This is a genomic window from Leptospira bourretii (assembly GCF_004770145.1).
Taxonomy (GTDB): domain Bacteria; phylum Spirochaetota; class Leptospiria; order Leptospirales; family Leptospiraceae; genus Leptospira_A; species Leptospira_A bourretii.
In genome coordinates, this window is record NZ_RQFW01000022.1 from 199,637 (window position 1) to 219,016 (window position 19,380).

Below are 19,380 nucleotides of genomic sequence, written 5' to 3' on the forward strand. Positions count from 1 at the left end.
TTGTTTACATGTTGCGGCGGTACTGACCTCCCACTTCATACAAAGCATGAGAGATTTGCCCTAAGGACGCCACTTTCACTGTTTCCAGTAACTCTTGAAAGATATTTTCTTTCGCACGAGCCACTTGTTTTAATTTTGTAATGGCAATCTCTGTTTTGCCTTCATTTCGTTTTTGAAACGCCTTCAAATTTCCAATTTGTTGCTGTTTCTCCTCATCTGTCGAACGAATCACTTCACCTGGGATGACGGTTGGCGATCCATTTCGATTGAGAAATGTATTCACACCAATGATTGGATATTCACCTGTATGTTTTAAGGTTTCATAATGGAGGGACTCTTCTTGGATTTTATTCCTTTGATACATCCTCTCCATCGCACCAAGCACCCCACCCCTTTCTGTGAGTCTGTTGAATTCGGTTAAGATCGCTTCTTCTACAAGGTTCGTTAGTTCTTCAATGATAAAGGCACCCTGTAACGGATTTTCATTTTTGGCAAGGCCAAGTTCCCGATTGATGATGAGCTGGATGGCAACGGCTCTTCGCACCGATTCTTCTGTTGGAGTTGTGATGGCTTCATCATAAGCATTGGTATGAAGCGAATTACAATTGTCATAAATTGCATATAACGCTTGTAATGTGGTTCGTATATCATTAAAGTCAATTTCTTGAGAGTGTAAAGACCTACCCGATGTTTGGATATGATACTTTAACATTTGGGAACGTTCATTCGCACGATACTTGAATTTCATGGCTTTGGCCCAAATCCTACGCGCCACACGTCCAATTACCGAATACTCAGGATCAATCCCATTGGAAAAAAAGAAGGAAAGGTTAGGTGCAAATTCGTTGATGTCCATCCCTCGGCTTAGGTAGTATTCTACATAAGTAAATCCATTGGCTAACGTAAAAGCAACTTGGGTGATAGGATTGGCACCTGCCTCTGCGATATGGTATCCACTAATTGAAACAGAATAAAAATTCCGAACTGCATTTTGGATGAAATGGTGTTGGATGTCTCCCATCATCTTTAAGGCAAATTCTGTAGAGAAAATACACGTATTCTGAGCTTGGTCTTCTTTTAAGATGTCTGCTTGTACTGTCCCTCGCACTTGAGAAAGGGCTTCTTTTTTAAGTTTAGCATACACATCTTTAGGTAAAACTTCATCACCCGTCACACCAAGGAGCATTAACCCCAAACCATCGTTAGTTTCTGGGAGTTGTCCCCCAAAACTCGGAACCACTTGTCCTTTGGCCGCATAGATTTTTTGAATTTGGGATTTAACTTCTTCTGTTTTGCCTTCGGAACGAATGTATTTTTCACAAGCTTGGTCAATGGCTGCGTTTAGAAAAAAAGCAAGAACCATTGGTGCAGGTCCATTAATGGTCATAGATACAGAAGTGGAAGGATCACAAAGATCAAAACCGGAATACAGTTTTTTGGCATCATCCAGAGTGGCAACATTCACGCCAGAATTTCCAATCTTTCCATAAATATCAGGACGAATGTCTGGATCTTCCCCGTATAATGTCACTGAGTCAAAAGCAGTTGACAGACGTTTGGCGGGCATTCCCGAACTCAAATAATGAAAACGACGATTCGTTCTTTCGGGTCCACCTTCTCCTGCAAACATACGAGTTGGGTCTTCCCCACTTCGTTTGTAAGGATACACCCCCGCCGTATAAGGGAAAAAACCTGGAAAGTTTTCTTGGTAAGACCAATGTAAAATATCACCCCAATCCACAAAACGAGGAGTGGCAATTTTTGGAATTTTTAAGTGACTTAAGGATACAGTATAGTTATCAACTTTGATTTCTTTTCCACGAACAAAATAAGAATATTGTTCCTTACGAAACGATTCTATTTTTTCCGACCATGTATCCAAAATGTTTCGTGAATCAAGTGACAAAGAATCCCATAACAATTGGTATTCGGATTCTAAGTCAGTTGTTGGTTTTCCTTTTTTGGATAAAACAGAAATGGCACCTTTCAGTTGGTAGGCGGATCTTGCGATTTCTGCTTCTTTCGAAATCCAATCAGCATTTCGATCAATTTCTTCTTTGATTTCTGTGAGATACCTTACACGATCAGGCGGAAGCACAACGGAGGCTTCGTTTCCTTTTTGATTTTTGGAACTGTTTGTTTTCCAATCTAATTGACACTTTTCAATGACAACTCCAATCAAATGGGCATAAAGTTCATCCGTTCCTGCATCTTGGAACTGCGATGCAATGGTTCCATACACGGGCATCACATCGACTGGATCATTGAATAAATTACGAGACCTTTGGTATTGTTTTTTAACATCACGAAGGGCATCAAGGGCCCCACGTTTGTCAAATTTGTTGATGGAAATCACATCTGCATAATCGATCATATCGATTTTTTCTAATTGTGTAGCGGCACCATATTCTGGTGTCATCACGTATAACGAAACATCGGCAACTTCTGTAATTTCGGAATCACTTTGTCCAATCCCTGCAGTTTCAACAATGATAAGATCATACCCAGCAGACTTTAAAATTTGAATGGCACCTTTCACACTGCGATTGAGGGCAATGTTCGCTTCTCTCGTCGCAAACGATCTCATATACACTCTTTCGTTAAAGATGGAATTCATTCGAATCCGGTCTCCAAGAAGAGCACCGCCTGTTTTTCGTTTGGATGGATCCACAGAAAGAATCGCTATGGTTTGGTTAGGAAAATCATGTAAATACCGACGAACGAGTTCATCAGTTAAAGAAGATTTACCGGCACCACCAGTTCCTGTGATCCCAAGTACCGGAATGTTTTTTTTCGGTGGAGGAAATTCTAAATTGATGGAATAATTTGTTTTTTCTTGTAAAAGCGAAAATTCCATCTGGGTGATGGCTTGTCCCAGTGCTAAATAATTTTTCTTTTGGATTTGTGACGCCAAATCTCCGTTAAACGAAAGTGGAGTAGGAAAATCAGATTGTTTGACCACATCATTGATCATCCCTTGCAAACCAAGGGTCCTCCCTTCATCAGGAGAATAAATATGAGCCACACCGTATTTATGTAAAACTTCAATTTCAGTTGGAAGGATGGTTCCACCTCCGCCACCAAACACGCGAATATGACCTGCTCCTTCTTTTTTCAGAAGATCAATCATGTATTGGAAATATTCCACATGACCACCTTGGTAACTGGTGATAGCAATTCCTTGTACATCTTCTTGGATGGCACATTGGACAATCTCTTGTACACTTCGATTGTGGCCCAAGTGGATCACTTCCACCCCACTTTGTTGCAAAATCCTCCGCATGATATTGATGGAGGCATCGTGGCCATCAAAGAGGGAAGCCGCCGTCACAAAGCGAATTTTGTTTTGGGGGGTGTAAGTTAGGATTTCGGTGGTCATAGAGAACAACGTTCTAAAAGGATTGTTATGGATTCAATAGCAAAATGCGACAGGAATGACATAGCTTTGGAAACTATGTCATAATTTTCCCGAAAGGTCGAGACTAAAGTATGGATTCCGCCTGTTTCATCAGCTCCCGCACACGATTTTCCAAAATTTCTGTCAGCTCTTTGGCCGCTTTTTTCTCAGGACCCGTTGGGAACTCAGAAGGAAGAATGGGTTTTCCAATCTGGTAGCGAATTTTCGTTTTAAAAGCATCACCTGTGAGGAAAGCCTTCGGTTTCGACATGTTGGTTGCCCCAACGATTCCAGATGGGATGATGGGAACTCCCGCACGGATGGCAAGTTTTGCCGCCATCGCCCGAAAGGATTGTAATTCCCCTGTTTCCGAACGAGAACCTTCTGGGTAGATGGAAAGAAGTTCGCCTTCCTTCATCAGATCCACCATATAGGTTTCTAGTTTTTCATAATAATCCATGGCGGCCCGTTTGTCCATTTCTGAATCTTTTGCGGCATTGCGAATGATGGGCATACTCCCCCAATTGATCAGGTTTTTTTTCACCACACTGCCAAGAGAATTCACCAAAACCTCGATGACTGGTTTGGTGAGGCTCAAAGGCGGGTAATGGAAAGGAGAGTTTTTGTGGTTGATAATGGCCATAATCTCTTCCTGCGGGTGGAAAAGTTCATATTTACCCAAATAGACAATCTTTCGGTCGGCAAAGGCGCCTTGGACCGGAATGTCCAAATAATCGGTATGGTTGGAGATGATGAGAGCCCCACCGGATTCGGGTATATTTTCGGATCCTGCCACTTTGACATCGTAAATGAGCTCCAGGAGGTTACGGAGGATGGTTTTGGGAACTTCCCGGGGAATGACAAAGAGACTTTCTAAAATATCAGCGGGGTTTTGGTTAGAATCCATAGAAACATCACATATTTCAAAATAAAACTTTATGAAATCAAGTTGGATTTTCATCTTAGATGGAAATTCCTATGAAAGAACTCCTCCTAACACAGAGCTCCCTTTGGTTTTCCTCCGTTCCCCTGGATTCTCTCCATGTTTGGGATCAGAACCTCGGCGGGATCTTCCTGCTCATTTCTACCATCTGCCATTTTCTGGGAGGGAGTAGTTTTTTTCTCGGCCTTATCTCCTTTGTTTACATCTACTATCGGCCAAAACTTGCCTTTGAACTTTCTCTGGGATTACTCACATCCGCAGTGATGGTTTCCATTTTAAAATTTTACCTAGAAAGTCCAAGGCCCTTTCCCTATCCGGAAGCCTTTGATGAAAAAGCATTTGGTTTGCCTTCTGGTCATGTTTACTCTGCCGTTGTCGTCTGGGGATTGTTAGCTTATCGAATTCCCAAACTTTGGTTTCGAATTCTTTCTTTTTTTATCATTCTATTTATGCCTTTTTCAAGAATGTATCTCAAAGTACATTATTTAGGAGATGTGAGTTTAGGTTTTGGATTAGGTGTTTTCCATTTACTCATCATTTTATTTTTACTCGATCGATTTTATAAAAAAGATTCCATTCCGGCCTTCCTACATACAAAGAACTATCGTACACTCAGCCTACTTGGGATTGTCATCACTTTATCTCCAATCTCTTTGGACTCTCCGTTTCTTTCTGTAGAACATCACCATAGTTTGTCGGGAGTGTTAATGGCAAGCGGTGCCCTTGGCGGTTTTTGGCTTGGAATTTTATTTTATCCAAGACTTAGCAAATCAGAGTTTTTAGATTGGTCCCTTCCTAAATGGGATTTCACTTTTGGAACTAAAAATTTTAATAATTTCTGGATTACGGTTTTTGTTCGTTTGTTAGTACTTGCGATTGTGATCTTATTGCTCTACGTTGTCCCTGGAATTTTGATCAAAAAAACCATTTGGAAGGACGATTTGTTTTTAAGATATATTCGTTATTTAGTTGTTGGATTTGCTTTGGTGTTTTTTGTTCCCTTGGTTCTGCAAAAAATCCAAAAAGGAAAGTTTTTGCAAAACTAGTACATGCAAAAAATAAAAAAAATATTTCAACTTTTAAAAGTAGAGTTATTAAAAGAAGGAGTTCTCAAAAACTCTTTCTTTGTTAGTAGCTCCAAAGCTTTATCCGCCATCACCAATTTGGTGTTTATGATTTATTCCGTAAATTTGTTAAGCAAAGCGGAAAACGGAAAACTCCAATACTTTTTAGGATTTTTGCCGGTGGTTCTGGCAGTTGCAGAATTTGGTCTTCCGAATGCATTGATCAAATACATATCCCCAATGGCGGAGAAAAAAGAAAATCCAGGTGCCATTCTAAGTGCATCATTAAGAATTAAATTTTATTCTTTTTTATTTTTATCTATTGTTTGTTTGGTGGCCTACCTAACGAGTGATGAAAATTTCTTCGTTTTGTTACTTTTGTTATTTGGTGGGATCATCATCTCATTTATTTCCTACTTCGAAAGTTTATTTGTTTCTTACAGGAAATACAAATCTCTTTCTCTCTGGAATCCACTTCCAAACGTAGTTCGACTTCTATTGTTAATCTATTTATCTGAATCAAGTATCCATCCTCTCACATATATGGATATTCTCGCTATTTTTTGTATTGCTCCTATTTTTGTTTTATTTTTGTTCTTTTTCTTTTTTGGTAAAGAAGAGATTTCTTTTACCGCAGAAGCTTCTAAAGTCAGAACCAATGAAAAAAAACTTTTACTATTTAATCTTTGGGCTTTTGCTGCCTCAATTTTTGCAATCCTTTCGGATCGTTTGGAAATTTTCTTTTTAAACCAATTCCACCCACCAGAAATTGTTGCCGACTACGGAACCGCATTGCAACTGTTTAGTGGATTTATCATTATCCTTGCTACGTTCAACTCCATCATTTTTCCAAAATTGGCAAGGCTTGCTGAAACAGAAGAATTTCCCAATGTTCTAAAAAAATCTGTGTTTTTGGGTGGGATGATTGCGATTGTCTTATCACCTGGAATTTTACTAGCAGAACCCATCTTAACATTGTTATTCGGAACAAAATATACAAACTCGATTTCTGTATTTAAAATTTTATATCCGAATTTTTTGCTTCAATTAGTGTTTGCCCCTTTAGGAACTGCACTCTTTGCTTTGGGATTGCCTAGACTACTCGCAGGGCTTGCATTACTTCGTTTGTTATTCGGTGCCATCTTCGATTATTGGATCATTCCCGACTGGGGTGCCAATGGAGCCGCTATATCACTTTTTCTTGGTCAAATTGTATCTTGGTTATTATTAACCGGTTACTTTATGGCTTATTTTCGGAAGTAACAAACTCATACATTTTTTTATAATTAGTTTCTAACAATTCCCATTCATTTGGAGAAGTATTACCTTCATATATTTTTAAATAAGATTCTTTGACCGATTTTCCGGCAGCCAAAGATTCTTTTAATTTTAAAATTACCATCTTCAATTGGATTGAATCGTTTTGGACGTCATAATCCCGATTGATTTTTGTTCCAGAGGACATTTCAAATTCTCGAACAAACATTTCAGACAAACCCAAAATTCCATATCCATACAATGGATTTGTTCGAAATTCCGATCTTGTTTTTGCCCATGCCAATAAAAACAAAGATGAATTTGGTTTATATCCACCTAATAATGTTCCATCGGGGAATTGTAATTTTTGTGAAAATCGAACAATGGCTCGTGAAAGTTCTTTTCTTCTGCGGACCGAAAAATTTGTTTTTTCTGCTTCTGTCAAATATACGTAAATGACTGCTTCTTCTTTGCTATGGTCTGTCTTCTCAAAAAACCGGCTCAAATCATGAGAAAAACGAGTGTCAGCTTCTCCATATGAAAAAATAACCAACAGAAGAGGGAAAATGAGAAGAAATCCATGTCTGTATTTCAAAAGTATTTTCTTCATCCCTACAAGTATCGGGATAGTTTCCTTTCTCTTTCTTTCTTTTTTTTCAGGTCTTTCTGCAGAGTCTTACTCTGACTCGGTAATGGATGACGACCGTGCCAACCGCCATTTTGGACGAGTGGTAGTTAAAGAAAGATCCCAAACGATTCCAACAAGACCAGAGGTGAAGGGATTTGGTTTCCAAACAGAACTCATTGCCGGTGGTAAGTTCCAATCTCAAAAGGGAGGACTGGATTCAGAAAAGGCAAATCGTTATGACTCACAAGGAATCCTCACAACTCCTAGTTTATTTTATTTTGTGAACCAAGGTTGGAGTTTGGCAGTCCTTATTGCGCCGAGAGTCGGTCTTTCCGAAGGAAGGATCGTCGATAAAGAAGTGAGGACAATTTATGATGCCGAAATCACAGCCCTCGCCTCAAAAGAAATTTCAGGTATCCAAGTGGCCTTGGAAGCGGGTCGTGGGTTCAATCGATTGGACCGGTTTGGTTTCTTTTTTGTGGGAATGGCAAATTATGGATCGGTTTCCCTCTCACATTCCTCTGGTCTTCGCATAACAGGAATTCGCCTAAATGCAAAACCCGAATGGGAAAATTGGTTTGGACCTCCCTGGGCCGGTTACCGTAGGGAAATTTATGGTGGCCTTCTCAGTTCTGAAAAGGCTTTGTTTTGGGAAGAGTTTCGTTTTTTTCATTATGTACTTTCTGATCCCAACCATAATACCAATGGGCAAATTCTTTCGGGCCAAAGAGTTTCTAGTCGTTACTCTTACAGTGGAATGGAGTTCCAATCGAAAAAATTTTGGGAAACTTGGGCGTTGGATTTGGTGGGCATTCGGCTTCTTGGCGAGTCAAAATCTTCCTCTACTCCTTGGTCAGAAAAACAAATTGCAACGAATTCTTATTTAGGATATTTATCTCTTCACTCCCAAGGTGAAAAATTTAGTTTTGCTTTGGCCGGCCTTGTTACCAAAAAAGATACAAAAGAACGATTAGACTCAAATAGCGATGGTTATGCGTCCAATTTTGCGGAACCAAGAGTCCTTGGTGGATATTCTTCATTTTTATTATACCAATCTTTGGACTTAGTAAACCCATCGCAGTTTCGAGATGTTCCCTCAAAAGAAAATCCCAACTTTGAAAACAAAGGAAATCGAATTTATGGAATCCAAATGGGTATGGATTGGAATACTTTTTTTCGCACTGATTTATTTTTGAATCGATCCGACTCTGCCTTAGGCAAAGGCAGTGAAGTCATAGGGAAACTAAGTTTTTTATCTAACGAATATGGAAAATTATTTGCTCAAGTCAGTGCTTCGTATACGATGATGGACCCTCGCCAAACTCGCGTCCTCATCACAGAACCATTCACAGAAGAAATGCCTAAAAAAGAATACTTACGGTTTTATGTTTCTCTTGGGGTCCAATTTTAACTGGGTTGCATCAGTTTGTACCAAGTTTTGAAAAACCGAACTTCGTTACCCTTTTCATTATAAACAATAGAATCAATATTCATCTTAGCAAGAAAGATTCCCCTTCCACTGACTAAGTTAGCAGCAGGGTTAACAACAGGATTGGGAATTTGACTGACAGCAAATCCATTTCCTTCATCACGAATGACAATAGTGATTCCAACATCATCCATAGATATTTCTACGAAGACAAAAGAATTGTTTTCTGCACAACGAGAATCTACTAACTTAAAATAATCTTCATTGGCTTCTAAACATTCTTGTTTTTCTGCATAACTCACACCAGCCACACCGTGTTCAATAGCATTTGCCAAAAGTTCATACAACACAATTTTAATGGATATTAAATCTTCTTGAGTGGCTAACGGTGAATTTAAAATCTGTTTTACGATGAATGCAATGTAAGAATTTAATTTTTTAATTTGTGGGCGAAGTTTGATTCTACAGTCATCACTAAACTGAATGATTTCACCACTATTAAAGAGTAGACTTAAATCAATGTCTGCGTTTTCAAATTTTTTGATCCGAGAACGAAGAGCTTCCATTCGGAACGGTTTCAGAAAAAAATCAACCGCTCCCATTCTAAATACATCGATGGCAATTTGAATGTCACTATCGCCAGTAATCACCAAAAAAGGAGTTTGGTTTCCGTCTGCCCTCAGTTTCTGAATGAATTGGATTCCATTTAATTTTGGTAAGCTGATATCAGAAATGATAAGATCAAATGTATTTTGATTAGAGATCGCAAGAGCCTCTTGTCCGTCGGAAGCAAGAGTGACATTAAATTCATCTTTGAAGTATTCCCAGAACAATTCGCGGATTGTATCTTCGTCATCAACAAAAAGGATTTTCATAGAATGGAGTCTTAGAGTAAAGGGAACTCCAATCTATAACAATTGTAAATCTATTTTTAAGTTTTAGTCTTCTAAGTTGTAGGCACGGCCCAATTTATAAGTCAGTTGTAACTCTTGTTGGAGATCCAAAATTTCCCTACGTGTAAAAAAAGCGATCTTTCCACCGGATAGCTCAAACGCATAGTAGGTGGTCTCTTCCGACTGAAGAAGGGTTTTTAATTGGCTAAGGGAAGTGACCCGTGTTCCGTTTACCTTCTCTAGTACCAAATCCTGAAATTCTTGGTATCCTAGGTTCCCTTCTAGGGGAAAAACACGACTTAAGATCACGATCTTTTCACGAACAGGGTGCACTTTTTTTTGGTAGTAGTCAGAAAGATAAACTAGTTTTTTTTCCGACTTAACTCGGTATTCAGAACCAAATTCCTTCAAATATGCATTTGTAAGTTCCGTAAAGAAAAATCCACCTACAATCAAATATAGGGGTTTTCGTTTTTTGGCTTCTTCTGGAATTAAAAAATCATTTGAGTCGTATGCCCGCAAATCATAACTTACGTTCTGATTCTGAAAATTTCTATGAAGTTTTAGCTGCACACTTTCGCCTAACTCTCGCAATGCTCCACTTGGTTTACGCAATATCAAATCATAAACTTTGTCCGTACGATCCCAATCATCAATTTTAGAAAGAGGAATTGAATTGACTTCTGTGATCAAATCACCAGGAAACAGATTGTAAGCAGGTCCAACACCGGGGATCACTTCCGTTACTAAAAGAGGATTTGTATTATTTTTAGAATAATACTCACGTTCCGACGGAGTCAAATTGACATCAAAGACCAAACCTGGATGGGGAAAGGGTTTTCCTTCTGTCCTGTAAAATGTTTCTACATATTCTGTTGGAATCAAATATTCCCCGATGGTTACTCCGCATAACACTTGATTTTTGAAGAAAAAGTCAGATTCTTCTGAAGTTTTTTTCTCGAGGAGTAATACCTTGATTGGTGTTTTTGAAAACGGAAGGAATACATAACGAGACTTACCCGTTGGGCAATGTTTAGTTGCTGATTTGGAATCCAAAACTACTGATTTAGGGAGTTTGGGAATCTCTTTTGTTTCCAAAAGAATAAATCCTGTTTCTTCATCATAAGATTTGATCCCTAGTTTGGGAACAGAATAATCAAAAGATTCAAATTCAGCAAATACTGGATTTTGTTTGGGTAGAGTGACTCCAAAAAAAAGTCCTTTTCCAATATAAAGCAAATTCAACTTTCTGGAATAAGGTTCACCTACAAGCCAAGGATTTTGGTGGCTCGTTTTTTGGAATGTAATCTTGGATTCGATCACACGTTTGTCTGCAAACTCTTCGGCGCCAACTGGAAGTAAGGTGGCAAAAACCGAAACAATTACAAAAATATATTTAAAATTCTTCATAATTTGCACCATATCTTTTTTTCACACGTTGGTTCATTTGGTAAATAGACTCCGGCCTAAGAACAATGGGCAAATCCATACCTCGAAACCTAAGGACTATAAATCCTTTTTTGCCTTCTTTCCAAATAGTTTTAAATTCATTTAAATCTTTAGGTACTTTTCCGTTAATCGACTCAACAACTTTATATTTATACTTTTTATACTTTGAAGTTTCAGGATCATTGAATGTATAACTCAGCACAATATCCCGAGTTGTATACCTGTACAACAGATCTTGAATGAAATAACTATAGTGGTATTTTAGAGAACTATCCAAGTCTCCATCTTCTGAATGGAAAAAGGACCTTGTGATCGGCTGGAAAACAAATCCTGCCTGTAAAAAATAATCTTCTGTAGAATCACGATACAAATCCAAGGCATAGTTTTTTTGCAGATTCACTTCCGCATCATAACGTTTTCCTGCTCTGTAATAACTAACCGCCACTTTGGAATTTAACTGTTTGTTTTCGATCCAATCGATGATAAATTCCTTTTTATTGGACTCAGTAATTTCTCCATCATTCGAAAGAGGTAGATTATCCACTGCAAAAACAAAATCCTTTTCTTTTAAGACTTTTGAAAACGTAGAAGAAGGATAAATTCGGTTCACAAAAATACCTGATTGATTGGCTGGAACCTTCATTGCTTGTTTTAAACTTTTTGGATTTCCATTTTGAAAAGTGAATCCAATGTTAGGAAACCCATCATACTTTCCGTCATTTATATCTTCTAAAAAGTGACGTATGATATCATTTGATATCAGATAAGCAATCCCTTGTTCTAAAGTACTAATTTGAAATACAAGACCAACCACTTTCCCATTTTGAACGGCAGGGCCCCCAGAATTTCCTGGTTGGATATTCGCATTGATTTTTAAAACATTTCGATAGTCTAACCCGGAGTAGGTGTATCGATTTTTTTCAAAACGAAGGATAGATCCTTTTTCGACTGATAAACTATCATTTCCATTTGGAAAACCTAAAAGTAATACATCCGATCCTAAATTTGGGATCCCTTCTAAAAAAGAAAGTGTTGTGGTTTGTTCTGAAAAATCTGGATCATTTACTTGTAATAAAGCCAAATCACAATCATAACCGATATATTTAACATCCGCTAAATATTCTTTTTTAGTAAAACTACTTTTGACAAGAATTCGTTTCGCATCACGAACCACATGTGCATTTGTCAAAATGGTTTGATTTGGCAAAACAAGGCCCGATCCAAATCCAGTGTACAAATTCTTTTTCATCCATGGTTGTGTTTTGTTTTCTGTATTAAACCCCTCATTACGAATGAGAACCACTGAACGGAATATAGAATCCACTGCAGGTTCGGGATCTACTTGAGCCCAAAGCGAATGACTCATAAGAAAAAAGATAAAACTGAATTTTAATAATCTATTCATAATACAAAACGATTTTCTCCCAAAAGGTTTGAGTTTCTGTGATCTTTTTTAAGACAGCAGTTCCTAAAACGTGATCACCAGGTTTTGGATCTTTCCAAATCGTATTTGAGGAAACCAAATCACCGGATGCTGTTGATGGCACACGGATCAAACTATAAGCTGAATCACGAATGCATGTGATACGAAAGACAAAGGAAACGGTTTGGTCCCAATAAAAACTTTGGTCCTTTTCAATAAACTCCAATGGACAAGAAGAATCAAAAAACACTTCAATATTGGAAGGAACTTCCTTTCTTCTTTTTGGATTTTGGGATATGGATTTAAAATAAAATAAATTCGGATTTTGAATGGGTTTGTATGAGCCCGTGGTTGGTTTGTTTTCTGTGACAACAGGAATTTGTTTTTTTGAAGGATAATCCAAATCGGTATCATCCGTATTCAATCGGGCTTGAGTTTTTGTTTCACCTACGACAAGACCGGTTTCAATTTCTAAATACTGTTTTTTCCCGATATGATGGATGGCTCTCAATTGAAATTTCCCAACTTCCATTTTCCTTTTTTGATTGGAACGGAATTGGATGAGAAGAGGTTCCGAATCAGTTTGACAACTAAATCGAAAGTACGTGACAGATGAAATGCGAGAGGCAGGTTCTATATGGCAAGTTTCATCCTCCATCAAAAAACTTTGATGCAAACGAATCTGTTTTTTGATTTGAGCGGATGGTTTTTTTTCCTTCCATGATTCCACTTCCATCTTTAGCGAATGCAACGATGGGTAAATCTTTGTGCGGTCCGCAAAAACAACTCCTGTTGCCAAAAGAAACAAAATCAATCCAAAGTATATGTGCATCTGCCTAATCATGAAATACCGATTGTACAAATTATCGGCTGGTTCCCCCGCTAGAATCAACTGGCATCCCATTGATTTCTTTTCTCATTATGTCTCAAACCAGAGATGAACTTTTTTTTTGGTTTTCAGACTTTCAAAAATTCGAGGGGTGGAAAAGTAATGTAAGAAATAGGAGAATACTTTTTTGAACTGGAACTTTCTAAAAACCGAAATAGAACCTGGTGACTTCCTCATCGATTGTCGTTCACAATCAGCGTATGAAGAGGAAACTTTGGAAGGTGCCTACTACTATCCATTTATCAAAAAAGCATTCGGATCTGATCCAGAATCCCAAAAGAAATTGTACGGACCGATGGTCGCAGTCGTACAAGAATTTCAAAAATCAAAAAAAACACGAATCATTGTTTTCGATGAAGGAATGGGAATGTTTTCCACTCGGATGGTGTATTTACTCCGTGGGATGGGAATCAAAGACGCTTATGTTCTTGGCCAAAAATGGCCTGTCACAGGAAAAAAATCCAAAGGTGAGTTCAAAATTGAACCTCCCATTGCAGACAAAGTAAAACCCATCGAAGGTGTCGTAGACAAAGCCTTTATGGAACGTAATCTTACCAAACTCCAAATCTTTGATGCAAGGACCATGGAGGAATACGAAGGACGATTGCCACGACTTACGGCTCCAGAAGAAGGAACTCTTTGTGGTCGTTTGCCAGGCGCTTTTTTATGGGATTGGAGAAATTTATATGATGGGGATGCAAATCTCATCGAACGTTCTCTTTTCAAAAAACGCCTCAATGGATTTCCTTTTATGCCAGAACGACCCACTGTGATTTATGATTACAATGGTGCTCGCTCTTGTTTACTTGCGCTTATGCTCCGTGAAGCAGGTTACATTGATGTCACTACCTACCAAGGTTCTTGGTTTGAATGGAGAAAATCAAGCCTACCCAAACAAGCGGTCGCAGTATTCGGTGTCAAACAAGGAGCGGCCGCAGCACCACGTGTGGGCGGATTAGATCGCAAGAAAGTTTAAAAAAGAATTTACGAATCCTCAATCCATCGATCCACTAATCTCTGCTCCTGGAGGGGTCGATGGTATTTCGTTTTATTTCCCTATCTCTATCACTGTTCTTTTTGGAATGTGCTTCCCGCATCGTTTCGAATCTTCCGATTCCAGAAGAATCTTATTCTCTCACACAAAAAGTACAATGGATTCAATCGACAAATGAATTCACCTTAAGAAACCAATCTCTTTCAAAAGACTTTATTAAACTATCCCTCGAAGAACCATTTCTTTTGTCCTTCACTAAGGATACCATCTCCAAATACCGAATGGCTTCGTTCCAATTCAAAGAAAGTTTACAAAAATCTTGCAACAAACAATCAGTAGACGATATCAAAAAAGAACCGGGGAAAATTACCATCAAAGGGAAGTTAACTGGAAAAGATTGTTCCACCGATTACCAGCTCATTTTCCAAACCAAATCAGATACGGAGGTAGAATTTAAAATCACTCTTTCTGATCCGTCCTTAAATAGAATCCACCTACATTATGTTTCTCAACCTGAAGAAAAAATCTTTGGGTTAGGGGAACAGTTTACCTATGATGAACTCAAAGGAAAAACTCCCTTTTTATTTACAGAAGAACAAGGTGTGGGTCGTGGTGACCAACCAATCACAACTGGTGCCAATCTTATGGCCGGTGCCGGCGGAAACGCATACACAACTTACGCACCCATCCCTCACTACATCACTTCGGAGAACCGCTCCTTATTTTTTGAAAACAGCGGTTATGCGAATTTTGACTTCAGCGATTCAAAAAAAACTAAAGTGGAGTTTTGGGATTTCCAATCTGAAAAATCACTGTCCGGAACCATTTGGATCGGAACATCTAGCAAAGCCCTGATCGAAGCTTATACCAAAAAAACAGGTAGATTCCCAAAACTTCCCGATTGGGCTTACGGCACTTGGCTTGGTGTCCAAGGAGGATCTGAAAAAGTTTCTGCCATCGTCAAACAAGCAAAGGATGCCGGAAATCCTGTCACAGCCCTTTGGATCCAAGATTGGTGTGGGCGTCGTGTGACTAATTTCGGAGACCAACTCAAATGGCGTTGGTATGCCGATGATACTTTGTATCCTGACTTTAAAAAATTTGTGAAATCAATGAATGACCAAAACGTACAGGTGTTAGGTTACATTAATTCCTTCCTGGCTGATACAGATCCTAAAAAACCGGGAGATGATTTTACAAACCCACTCTTAACAGAAGCGAAAACAAAAGGTTATTTGGTAAAAAATACCAAAGGAGAAGACTATCTCATCCAAACGGTTGGTTTTCCCGCTTACCTCATTGACCTAACCAACCCAGCCGCTGTTCGTTGGACCAAAGACCTAATCAAAAAAAATATGATTGGAATGGGTCTTTCTGGTTGGATGGCTGATTTTGGAGAGTGGTTGCCTTATGATGCAAAATTATATTCTGGAATCGACGCCAAAATTTATCACAACCGTTATCCGGTAGATTGGGCAAGGATCAATCGGGAAGCCATAAGAGAAGCAGGGATGGAAGGAAAGATTGTTTTCTTCACACGTGCCGGATACAGTTATTCCAACGCCCACTCCACTCTCTTTTGGGAAGGAGACCAGATGGTGAGTTTCGGAACCAATGACGGCCTTCCCTCTTCGATTGTTGGGCTCACAAGTTCCGGGATCAGCGGTTATGCATTAAATCATAGCGATATTGGTGGATACACCACAATTTCCAATCCACTCCGAAACTACCATAGGTCCAAAGAACTTCTTTTACGATGGGCTGAAGCTTCTGCCTTTACACCGGTTTTTAGAACCCACGAAGGAAATAAACCTCTCAAAAACTGGCAGGTATATACCTATACCAAACCAGATGGAACCAAATCCCTCGGTGATGAAGATACAGTAACTCTTTTTGCAAAAATTGCAAGAATCCATTTTGCTCTTAAGCCATATATCCAAAGTTTGGTGGAAGAAGCATCCATCACGGGAATCCCTGTTGTCCGTCACAATTATTTGGTAGAACCGGAAGATAAAAATTTGTTAAAATACAAATACCAGTTTTTTTTAGGAGATGATCTTCTTGTGGCTCCAGTTGTGGAAAGTGGAGAAATTGTTCAGGAAGTTTACCTTCCTCGCGGCAGATGGTTACACCTTTGGACAGGAACCACTTATGATGGTTATAGAAAGGTTCAAGTCCCAGCTCCGATCGGAAAACCTCCCGCTTTCATTCGAGTAGGTGGAAAATCAGAAGGCCTCATTCGTTCTTCCATAAATTCCATTCGCAATAAAGATTAAGTAACAAAAGAGATACCCAAATGAAATTTGCACTGATCGGTGACATCCACGGATATTGGAACCAGAAAGATATCGAATACTTCAATGCTTCGGATTACGATTGTTTGTTCTTTACGGGAGATCTACGTGGAAACCCAAAACTCGGAAAACTTTCATTCCAAGGTCTTACCAAACGTGCATATATGATTCCCGGAAATTGGGATGGAATGAGTTTAACTGCTATCATTGGGGAAGTAATCCATTCGAAAGTCCTCATCCATTCAGGTCAAATTGGCCAAAACCGTAGGATGCGCAATCTTTCGGAACTCGTAAAACCCATTTCCTTACTTGGTTATAGTTCCTTAGTATTGTCGAAGGAATTGGATTTAAGTCTTATCGTGGGTCGTCCTCATGCGATGGGTGGAGGTCTTAGTTTTCAACCCTATCTAACAAAAGCCTATATGGTTTCCAATATGGAAACTTCGATTCAAAAGTACAAACGTCTGATCGATGGGACCAAAGAAAAAAATTTATTCTTTCTTTCGCATAACGGGCCTTTTGGGTTAGGTGAGTCCAAAAATTCCATCTATGGGGCTGAGTTTAAAAAAGAAGGTGGGGACTGGGGGGATTCGGATCTTACAGAAGCCATTGATTATGCCAAATCCATTGGGAAAAAAGTACCATTGGTTCTCTCCGGTCATATGCACCATTCAATCAGCAAAAAAAGAGAACGAGAGACTCACGAATACACAGGTGGAACCTTCTATGTGAATGGTGCCAAGGTCCCAAGGATACGAGAAGGAAAACATTTCCATACCAAAATTGAGTGGGATGGTGGTTCTGCCACCGTGATCCCACTTTGGGTATAGCGACCATTCACTAACCCAGAGTGGTTTCTATTTCAATTTTTCCAGAAAGAATTTTATGAACTGGGCAAGCATTGGCAACGGAAAGTAATCTTTCTCGTTGTTCTGTGCTTAGATTTCCAGAAAGAACTACAACTCTTGTAAATTTATGATCTTCTGCCGATCGTTTATCGATTGTTACATGAACTTCCACAGCATCCAAAGGATATTCTTTTCGATCCGCATACATTCTGATCGTAATGGAGGTGCAGGCACCCAAAGAGGAAGCTAGTAATTCCGTAGGCATTGGCCCTAGATCCGTTCCTTCTTTATCTTTTGGTTCATCGGCTATCCAATTATGTTTTCCAGCTGAGATTTTTGTTTCATACTTTGTTTTGGCAGTGGATACCACCACCTTGTCTTCGAACACTGCTGTCATTTGGATTCTCCTTTAAAAATACGCTCAGCTTCCAAAATCGCACGATTGCGGTTGTTTAACATAGCCTCTTCCACTTTTAGACGCATCTGTTCAAACTCTTCTTCATTCAATTCGCGAGGAACTGAAATGGGTTCCCCATAAGAAACAACAAAGGTAGTGAAGGGTTTCGGAACTCTATGTTTGTCCCAAGCTCTTTCCAAAATCCATTGTCTACTGCATTCATAATGAAACGGAACGATAGGAACTTGAGTTACCTGCGCTGCAGCAATGATTCCTGGTTGGACAATCAAAGCGGGACCACGTGGGCCATCCGGTGTAAAGGCAGCAGGTAGACCTTTTTTCAGATGTTGGATCACAGCCTTTAATGCCTTCGACCCACCTTTCGAACTACTACCCCGAACACTTGTGTTTCCAAACCTGTGAACGACTTGGTTGATATAATCTCCGTCTTTCGATTCAGAAATCAAAACGGCAACATTTTTTCCTCTGTGCAGATATGGAGAGTACAAAACGTTCGTATGCCAAATCGAATAGATAAAAGGTTTTTTGTTTTTGAATAATTCTTCGTATTGTTCGTTTGTCAAAAAACGAAACCTGGAAGTAAAGCCAATCAAACGTTGGAACCAGACTACAATGAGCGGCAACAACCAGACTAAAAATCTACGTTTCAAATCTAAAATGTCTCCCTGGAGTTTGGCTCCAGAGAAACGTAAATCGAAGGAAAGATCAAGTTAAGTTTTCTTTTTGAACAAATCGCCGAGTTTGCCCAAATCTTCTGGTTTGATATTGGTTCCGGCAGCTTTTTTGTTTTCTTCCTGAATTTCTTTATACACTTCTGCACGATGGACAGAAACATTTTTAGGAGCTTTGACACCAATCTTAACTTGGTCACCTTTGATATCGACAATCACAATCTCGATATCATCACCGATCATAATGGACTGGTTGCTCCTCCTTGCAAGAACTAACACGAGTTATACCTTTTCGGAAGACATCTCTTCCATAGATTCAATGATGTTTTTTCGAATGGGATGATTTTCATCTCGAGAAATACATTGTTTGCCCTTTCCTTCTTTCCCATTTAGAATGATCGGGCCTTGTAAGTTTGCCGTCATTCCTTTTGGGTTGTCATGAGGAATGGTAACAATTAGAAAAATAAGACCTTCTTTCCAAGAAACAAGTCCAATATCATGAAGTTCTTCATCTGAAATAGCAGGTTTATAATCATTCATAAACAGTTCTGGTTGGATGACAATAAATGCAAGTCCCGATTCTTTCGTGGATTGTAACCATTTAAAAGGACTTTCAGGACTTTCTTCAATGAGAGCATACTCATCAAATTCATCAAATCCAAGTAAACCTTGTGGGAATTTTAGGATTTGTTTTGCGTCCACTTGGATGGTTCCGAAAGGTTTTGTGTGAATCGTTACCGACATTCTAGTTCCTGTACTTTCTTTTCTTTCTAATATGACCGT

Annotated in this window: 17 protein-coding genes; 6 read left to right on the forward strand and 11 right to left on the reverse strand. The window is 39.1% G+C overall.

Annotation, left to right across the window (positions count from 1 at the left end; genetic code table 11):
• Positions 1-4: 4 nt before the first annotated feature.
• Both EHQ47_RS18125 and EHQ47_RS18130 read right to left on the reverse strand, forming a co-directional pair.
• Positions 5-3,379 carry a methylmalonyl-CoA mutase family protein gene (locus EHQ47_RS18125; protein WP_135747305.1) on the reverse strand — a complete coding sequence of 1,125 codons (3,375 nt, stop codon included), beginning with the start codon at positions 3,377-3,379 and terminating at the stop codon, positions 5-7.
• A gap of 103 nt (positions 3,380-3,482) precedes the next feature.
• On the reverse strand, positions 3,483-4,304 hold the full coding sequence (locus tag EHQ47_RS18130) for a lysophospholipid acyltransferase family protein (RefSeq protein ID WP_208727464.1): 822 nt from the start codon (positions 4,302-4,304) through the stop codon (positions 3,483-3,485).
• A 71-nt stretch (positions 4,305-4,375) separates the two neighbouring features.
• On the opposite strand from EHQ47_RS18130, the gene EHQ47_RS18135 reads away from it, so the two are divergent.
• Both EHQ47_RS18135 and EHQ47_RS18140 read left to right on the forward strand, forming a co-directional pair.
• A complete protein-coding gene (locus EHQ47_RS18135) occupies positions 4,376-5,386 on the forward strand; it encodes a phosphatase PAP2 family protein (protein ID WP_244290402.1) in 1,011 nt (336 codons plus the stop codon).
• 3 nt (positions 5,387-5,389) lie between these two features.
• Positions 5,390-6,667: an oligosaccharide flippase family protein gene (locus EHQ47_RS18140; RefSeq protein WP_135777761.1), complete on the forward strand. Its 1,278-nt coding sequence runs from the start codon at positions 5,390-5,392 to the stop codon at positions 6,665-6,667.
• Here the strand turns inward: EHQ47_RS18140 and EHQ47_RS18145 are convergent.
• Positions 6,645-7,271, reverse strand: a complete 627-nt coding sequence (locus EHQ47_RS18145; protein WP_135747301.1) for a hypothetical protein — start codon at positions 7,269-7,271, stop codon at positions 6,645-6,647. The two genes, EHQ47_RS18140 and EHQ47_RS18145, sit on opposite strands and share 23 nt — an antisense overlap.
• A gap of 82 nt (positions 7,272-7,353) precedes the next feature.
• Here EHQ47_RS18145 and EHQ47_RS18150 point away from each other — a divergent pair, with 82 nt between their 5' ends.
• Positions 7,354-8,700, forward strand: a complete 1,347-nt coding sequence (locus EHQ47_RS18150) for a hypothetical protein (protein ID WP_135777780.1) — start codon at positions 7,354-7,356, stop codon at positions 8,698-8,700.
• Here EHQ47_RS18150 and EHQ47_RS18155 read toward each other — a convergent pair.
• From EHQ47_RS18155 to EHQ47_RS18170, 4 genes are all read right to left on the reverse strand, one after another.
• The gene (locus EHQ47_RS18155) at positions 8,697-9,593 is read right to left on the reverse strand and encodes an ATP-binding response regulator (protein WP_135747300.1); all 897 of its coding nucleotides are present in this window, start codon (positions 9,591-9,593) and stop codon (positions 8,697-8,699) included. The two genes, EHQ47_RS18150 and EHQ47_RS18155, sit on opposite strands and share 4 nt — an antisense overlap.
• Positions 9,594-9,656: 63 nt before the next feature.
• A complete protein-coding gene (locus tag EHQ47_RS18160) occupies positions 9,657-11,021 on the reverse strand; it encodes a PDZ domain-containing protein (RefSeq protein WP_135777762.1) in 1,365 nt (454 codons plus the stop codon).
• A complete protein-coding gene (locus EHQ47_RS18165) occupies positions 11,008-12,465 on the reverse strand; it encodes a S1C family serine protease (RefSeq protein WP_135747298.1) in 1,458 nt (485 codons plus the stop codon). The genes EHQ47_RS18160 and EHQ47_RS18165 overlap by 14 nt, the downstream gene beginning before the upstream one ends.
• Positions 12,458-13,315 (reverse strand): LIC11113 family protein, encoded by an 858-nt coding sequence (locus EHQ47_RS18170; RefSeq protein WP_244290405.1) that lies wholly within the window; start codon positions 13,313-13,315, stop codon positions 12,458-12,460. Before EHQ47_RS18170 ends, EHQ47_RS18165 begins: the two co-directional genes overlap by 8 nt.
• A gap of 184 nt (positions 13,316-13,499) precedes the next feature.
• Between EHQ47_RS18170 and EHQ47_RS18175 the strand changes: the two genes are divergently transcribed.
• From EHQ47_RS18175 to EHQ47_RS18185, 3 genes are read left to right on the forward strand one after another with little or no spacing between them, the layout of a single operon-like run.
• Positions 13,500-14,348 carry a sulfurtransferase gene (locus tag EHQ47_RS18175; protein WP_135747297.1) on the forward strand — a complete coding sequence of 283 codons (849 nt, stop codon included), beginning with the start codon at positions 13,500-13,502 and terminating at the stop codon, positions 14,346-14,348.
• Between the two features lie 59 nt (positions 14,349-14,407).
• Complete coding sequence (locus EHQ47_RS18180; RefSeq protein ID WP_135747296.1) at positions 14,408-16,642, forward strand: alpha-glucosidase; 2,235 nt, start codon at positions 14,408-14,410, stop codon at positions 16,640-16,642.
• A gap of 20 nt (positions 16,643-16,662) precedes the next feature.
• Entirely contained in the window at positions 16,663-17,490 is an 828-nt protein-coding gene (locus tag EHQ47_RS18185; protein ID WP_135747295.1) for a metallophosphoesterase, read from the forward strand.
• Positions 17,491-17,500: 10 nt separating this feature from the next.
• Here EHQ47_RS18185 and EHQ47_RS18190 read toward each other — a convergent pair whose 3' ends face one another.
• Genes EHQ47_RS18190 through fliW form a run of 4 tightly spaced genes read right to left on the reverse strand, consistent with a single transcriptional unit; the run spans position 17,501 to position 19,341 of the window.
• Entirely contained in the window at positions 17,501-17,905 is a 405-nt protein-coding gene (locus EHQ47_RS18190; RefSeq protein ID WP_135747294.1) for an OsmC family protein, read from the reverse strand.
• Positions 17,902-18,576: a lysophospholipid acyltransferase family protein gene (locus EHQ47_RS18195; RefSeq protein ID WP_135747293.1), complete on the reverse strand. Its 675-nt coding sequence runs from the start codon at positions 18,574-18,576 to the stop codon at positions 17,902-17,904. The genes EHQ47_RS18190 and EHQ47_RS18195 overlap by 4 nt, the downstream gene beginning before the upstream one ends.
• A gap of 60 nt (positions 18,577-18,636) precedes the next feature.
• Positions 18,637-18,876: a carbon storage regulator CsrA gene (gene csrA, locus EHQ47_RS18200; protein WP_012390131.1), complete on the reverse strand. Its 240-nt coding sequence runs from the start codon at positions 18,874-18,876 to the stop codon at positions 18,637-18,639.
• Positions 18,877-18,879: 3 nt separating this feature from the next.
• Complete coding sequence (fliW, locus tag EHQ47_RS18205) at positions 18,880-19,341, reverse strand: flagellar assembly protein FliW (RefSeq protein ID WP_208727465.1); 462 nt, start codon at positions 19,339-19,341, stop codon at positions 18,880-18,882.
• Between the last annotated feature and the right edge of the window lie 39 nt (positions 19,342-19,380).

Bases quoted from the DNA above. Each gene is read 5' to 3' on its own strand.
- EHQ47_RS18125 (WP_135747305.1), bottom strand. From the start codon at position 3,379: ATGACCACCGAAATCCTAACTTACACCCCCCAAAACAAAATTCGCTTT.
- EHQ47_RS18130 (WP_208727464.1), bottom strand. From the start codon at position 4,304: ATGGATTCTAACCAAAACCCCGCTGATATTTTAGAAAGTCTCTTTGTC.
- EHQ47_RS18135 (WP_244290402.1), top strand. From the start codon at position 4,376: ATGAAAGAACTCCTCCTAACACAGAGCTCCCTTTGGTTTTCCTCCGTT.
- EHQ47_RS18140 (WP_135777761.1), top strand. From the start codon at position 5,390: ATGCAAAAAATAAAAAAAATATTTCAACTTTTAAAAGTAGAGTTATTA.
- EHQ47_RS18145 (WP_135747301.1), bottom strand. From the start codon at position 7,271: ATGAAGAAAATACTTTTGAAATACAGACATGGATTTCTTCTCATTTTC.
- EHQ47_RS18150 (WP_135777780.1), top strand. From the start codon at position 7,354: ATGGATGACGACCGTGCCAACCGCCATTTTGGACGAGTGGTAGTTAAA.
- EHQ47_RS18155 (WP_135747300.1), bottom strand. From the start codon at position 9,593: ATGAAAATCCTTTTTGTTGATGACGAAGATACAATCCGCGAATTGTTC.
- EHQ47_RS18160 (WP_135777762.1), bottom strand. From the start codon at position 11,021: ATGAAGAATTTTAAATATATTTTTGTAATTGTTTCGGTTTTTGCCACC.
- EHQ47_RS18165 (WP_135747298.1), bottom strand. From the start codon at position 12,465: ATGAATAGATTATTAAAATTCAGTTTTATCTTTTTTCTTATGAGTCAT.
- EHQ47_RS18170 (WP_244290405.1), bottom strand. From the start codon at position 13,315: ATGCACATATACTTTGGATTGATTTTGTTTCTTTTGGCAACAGGAGTT.
- EHQ47_RS18180 (WP_135747296.1), top strand. From the start codon at position 14,408: ATGGTATTTCGTTTTATTTCCCTATCTCTATCACTGTTCTTTTTGGAA.
- EHQ47_RS18185 (WP_135747295.1), top strand. From the start codon at position 16,663: ATGAAATTTGCACTGATCGGTGACATCCACGGATATTGGAACCAGAAA.
- EHQ47_RS18190 (WP_135747294.1), bottom strand. From the start codon at position 17,905: ATGACAGCAGTGTTCGAAGACAAGGTGGTGGTATCCACTGCCAAAACA.
- fliW (WP_208727465.1), bottom strand. From the start codon at position 19,341: ATGTCGGTAACGATTCACACAAAACCTTTCGGAACCATCCAAGTGGAC.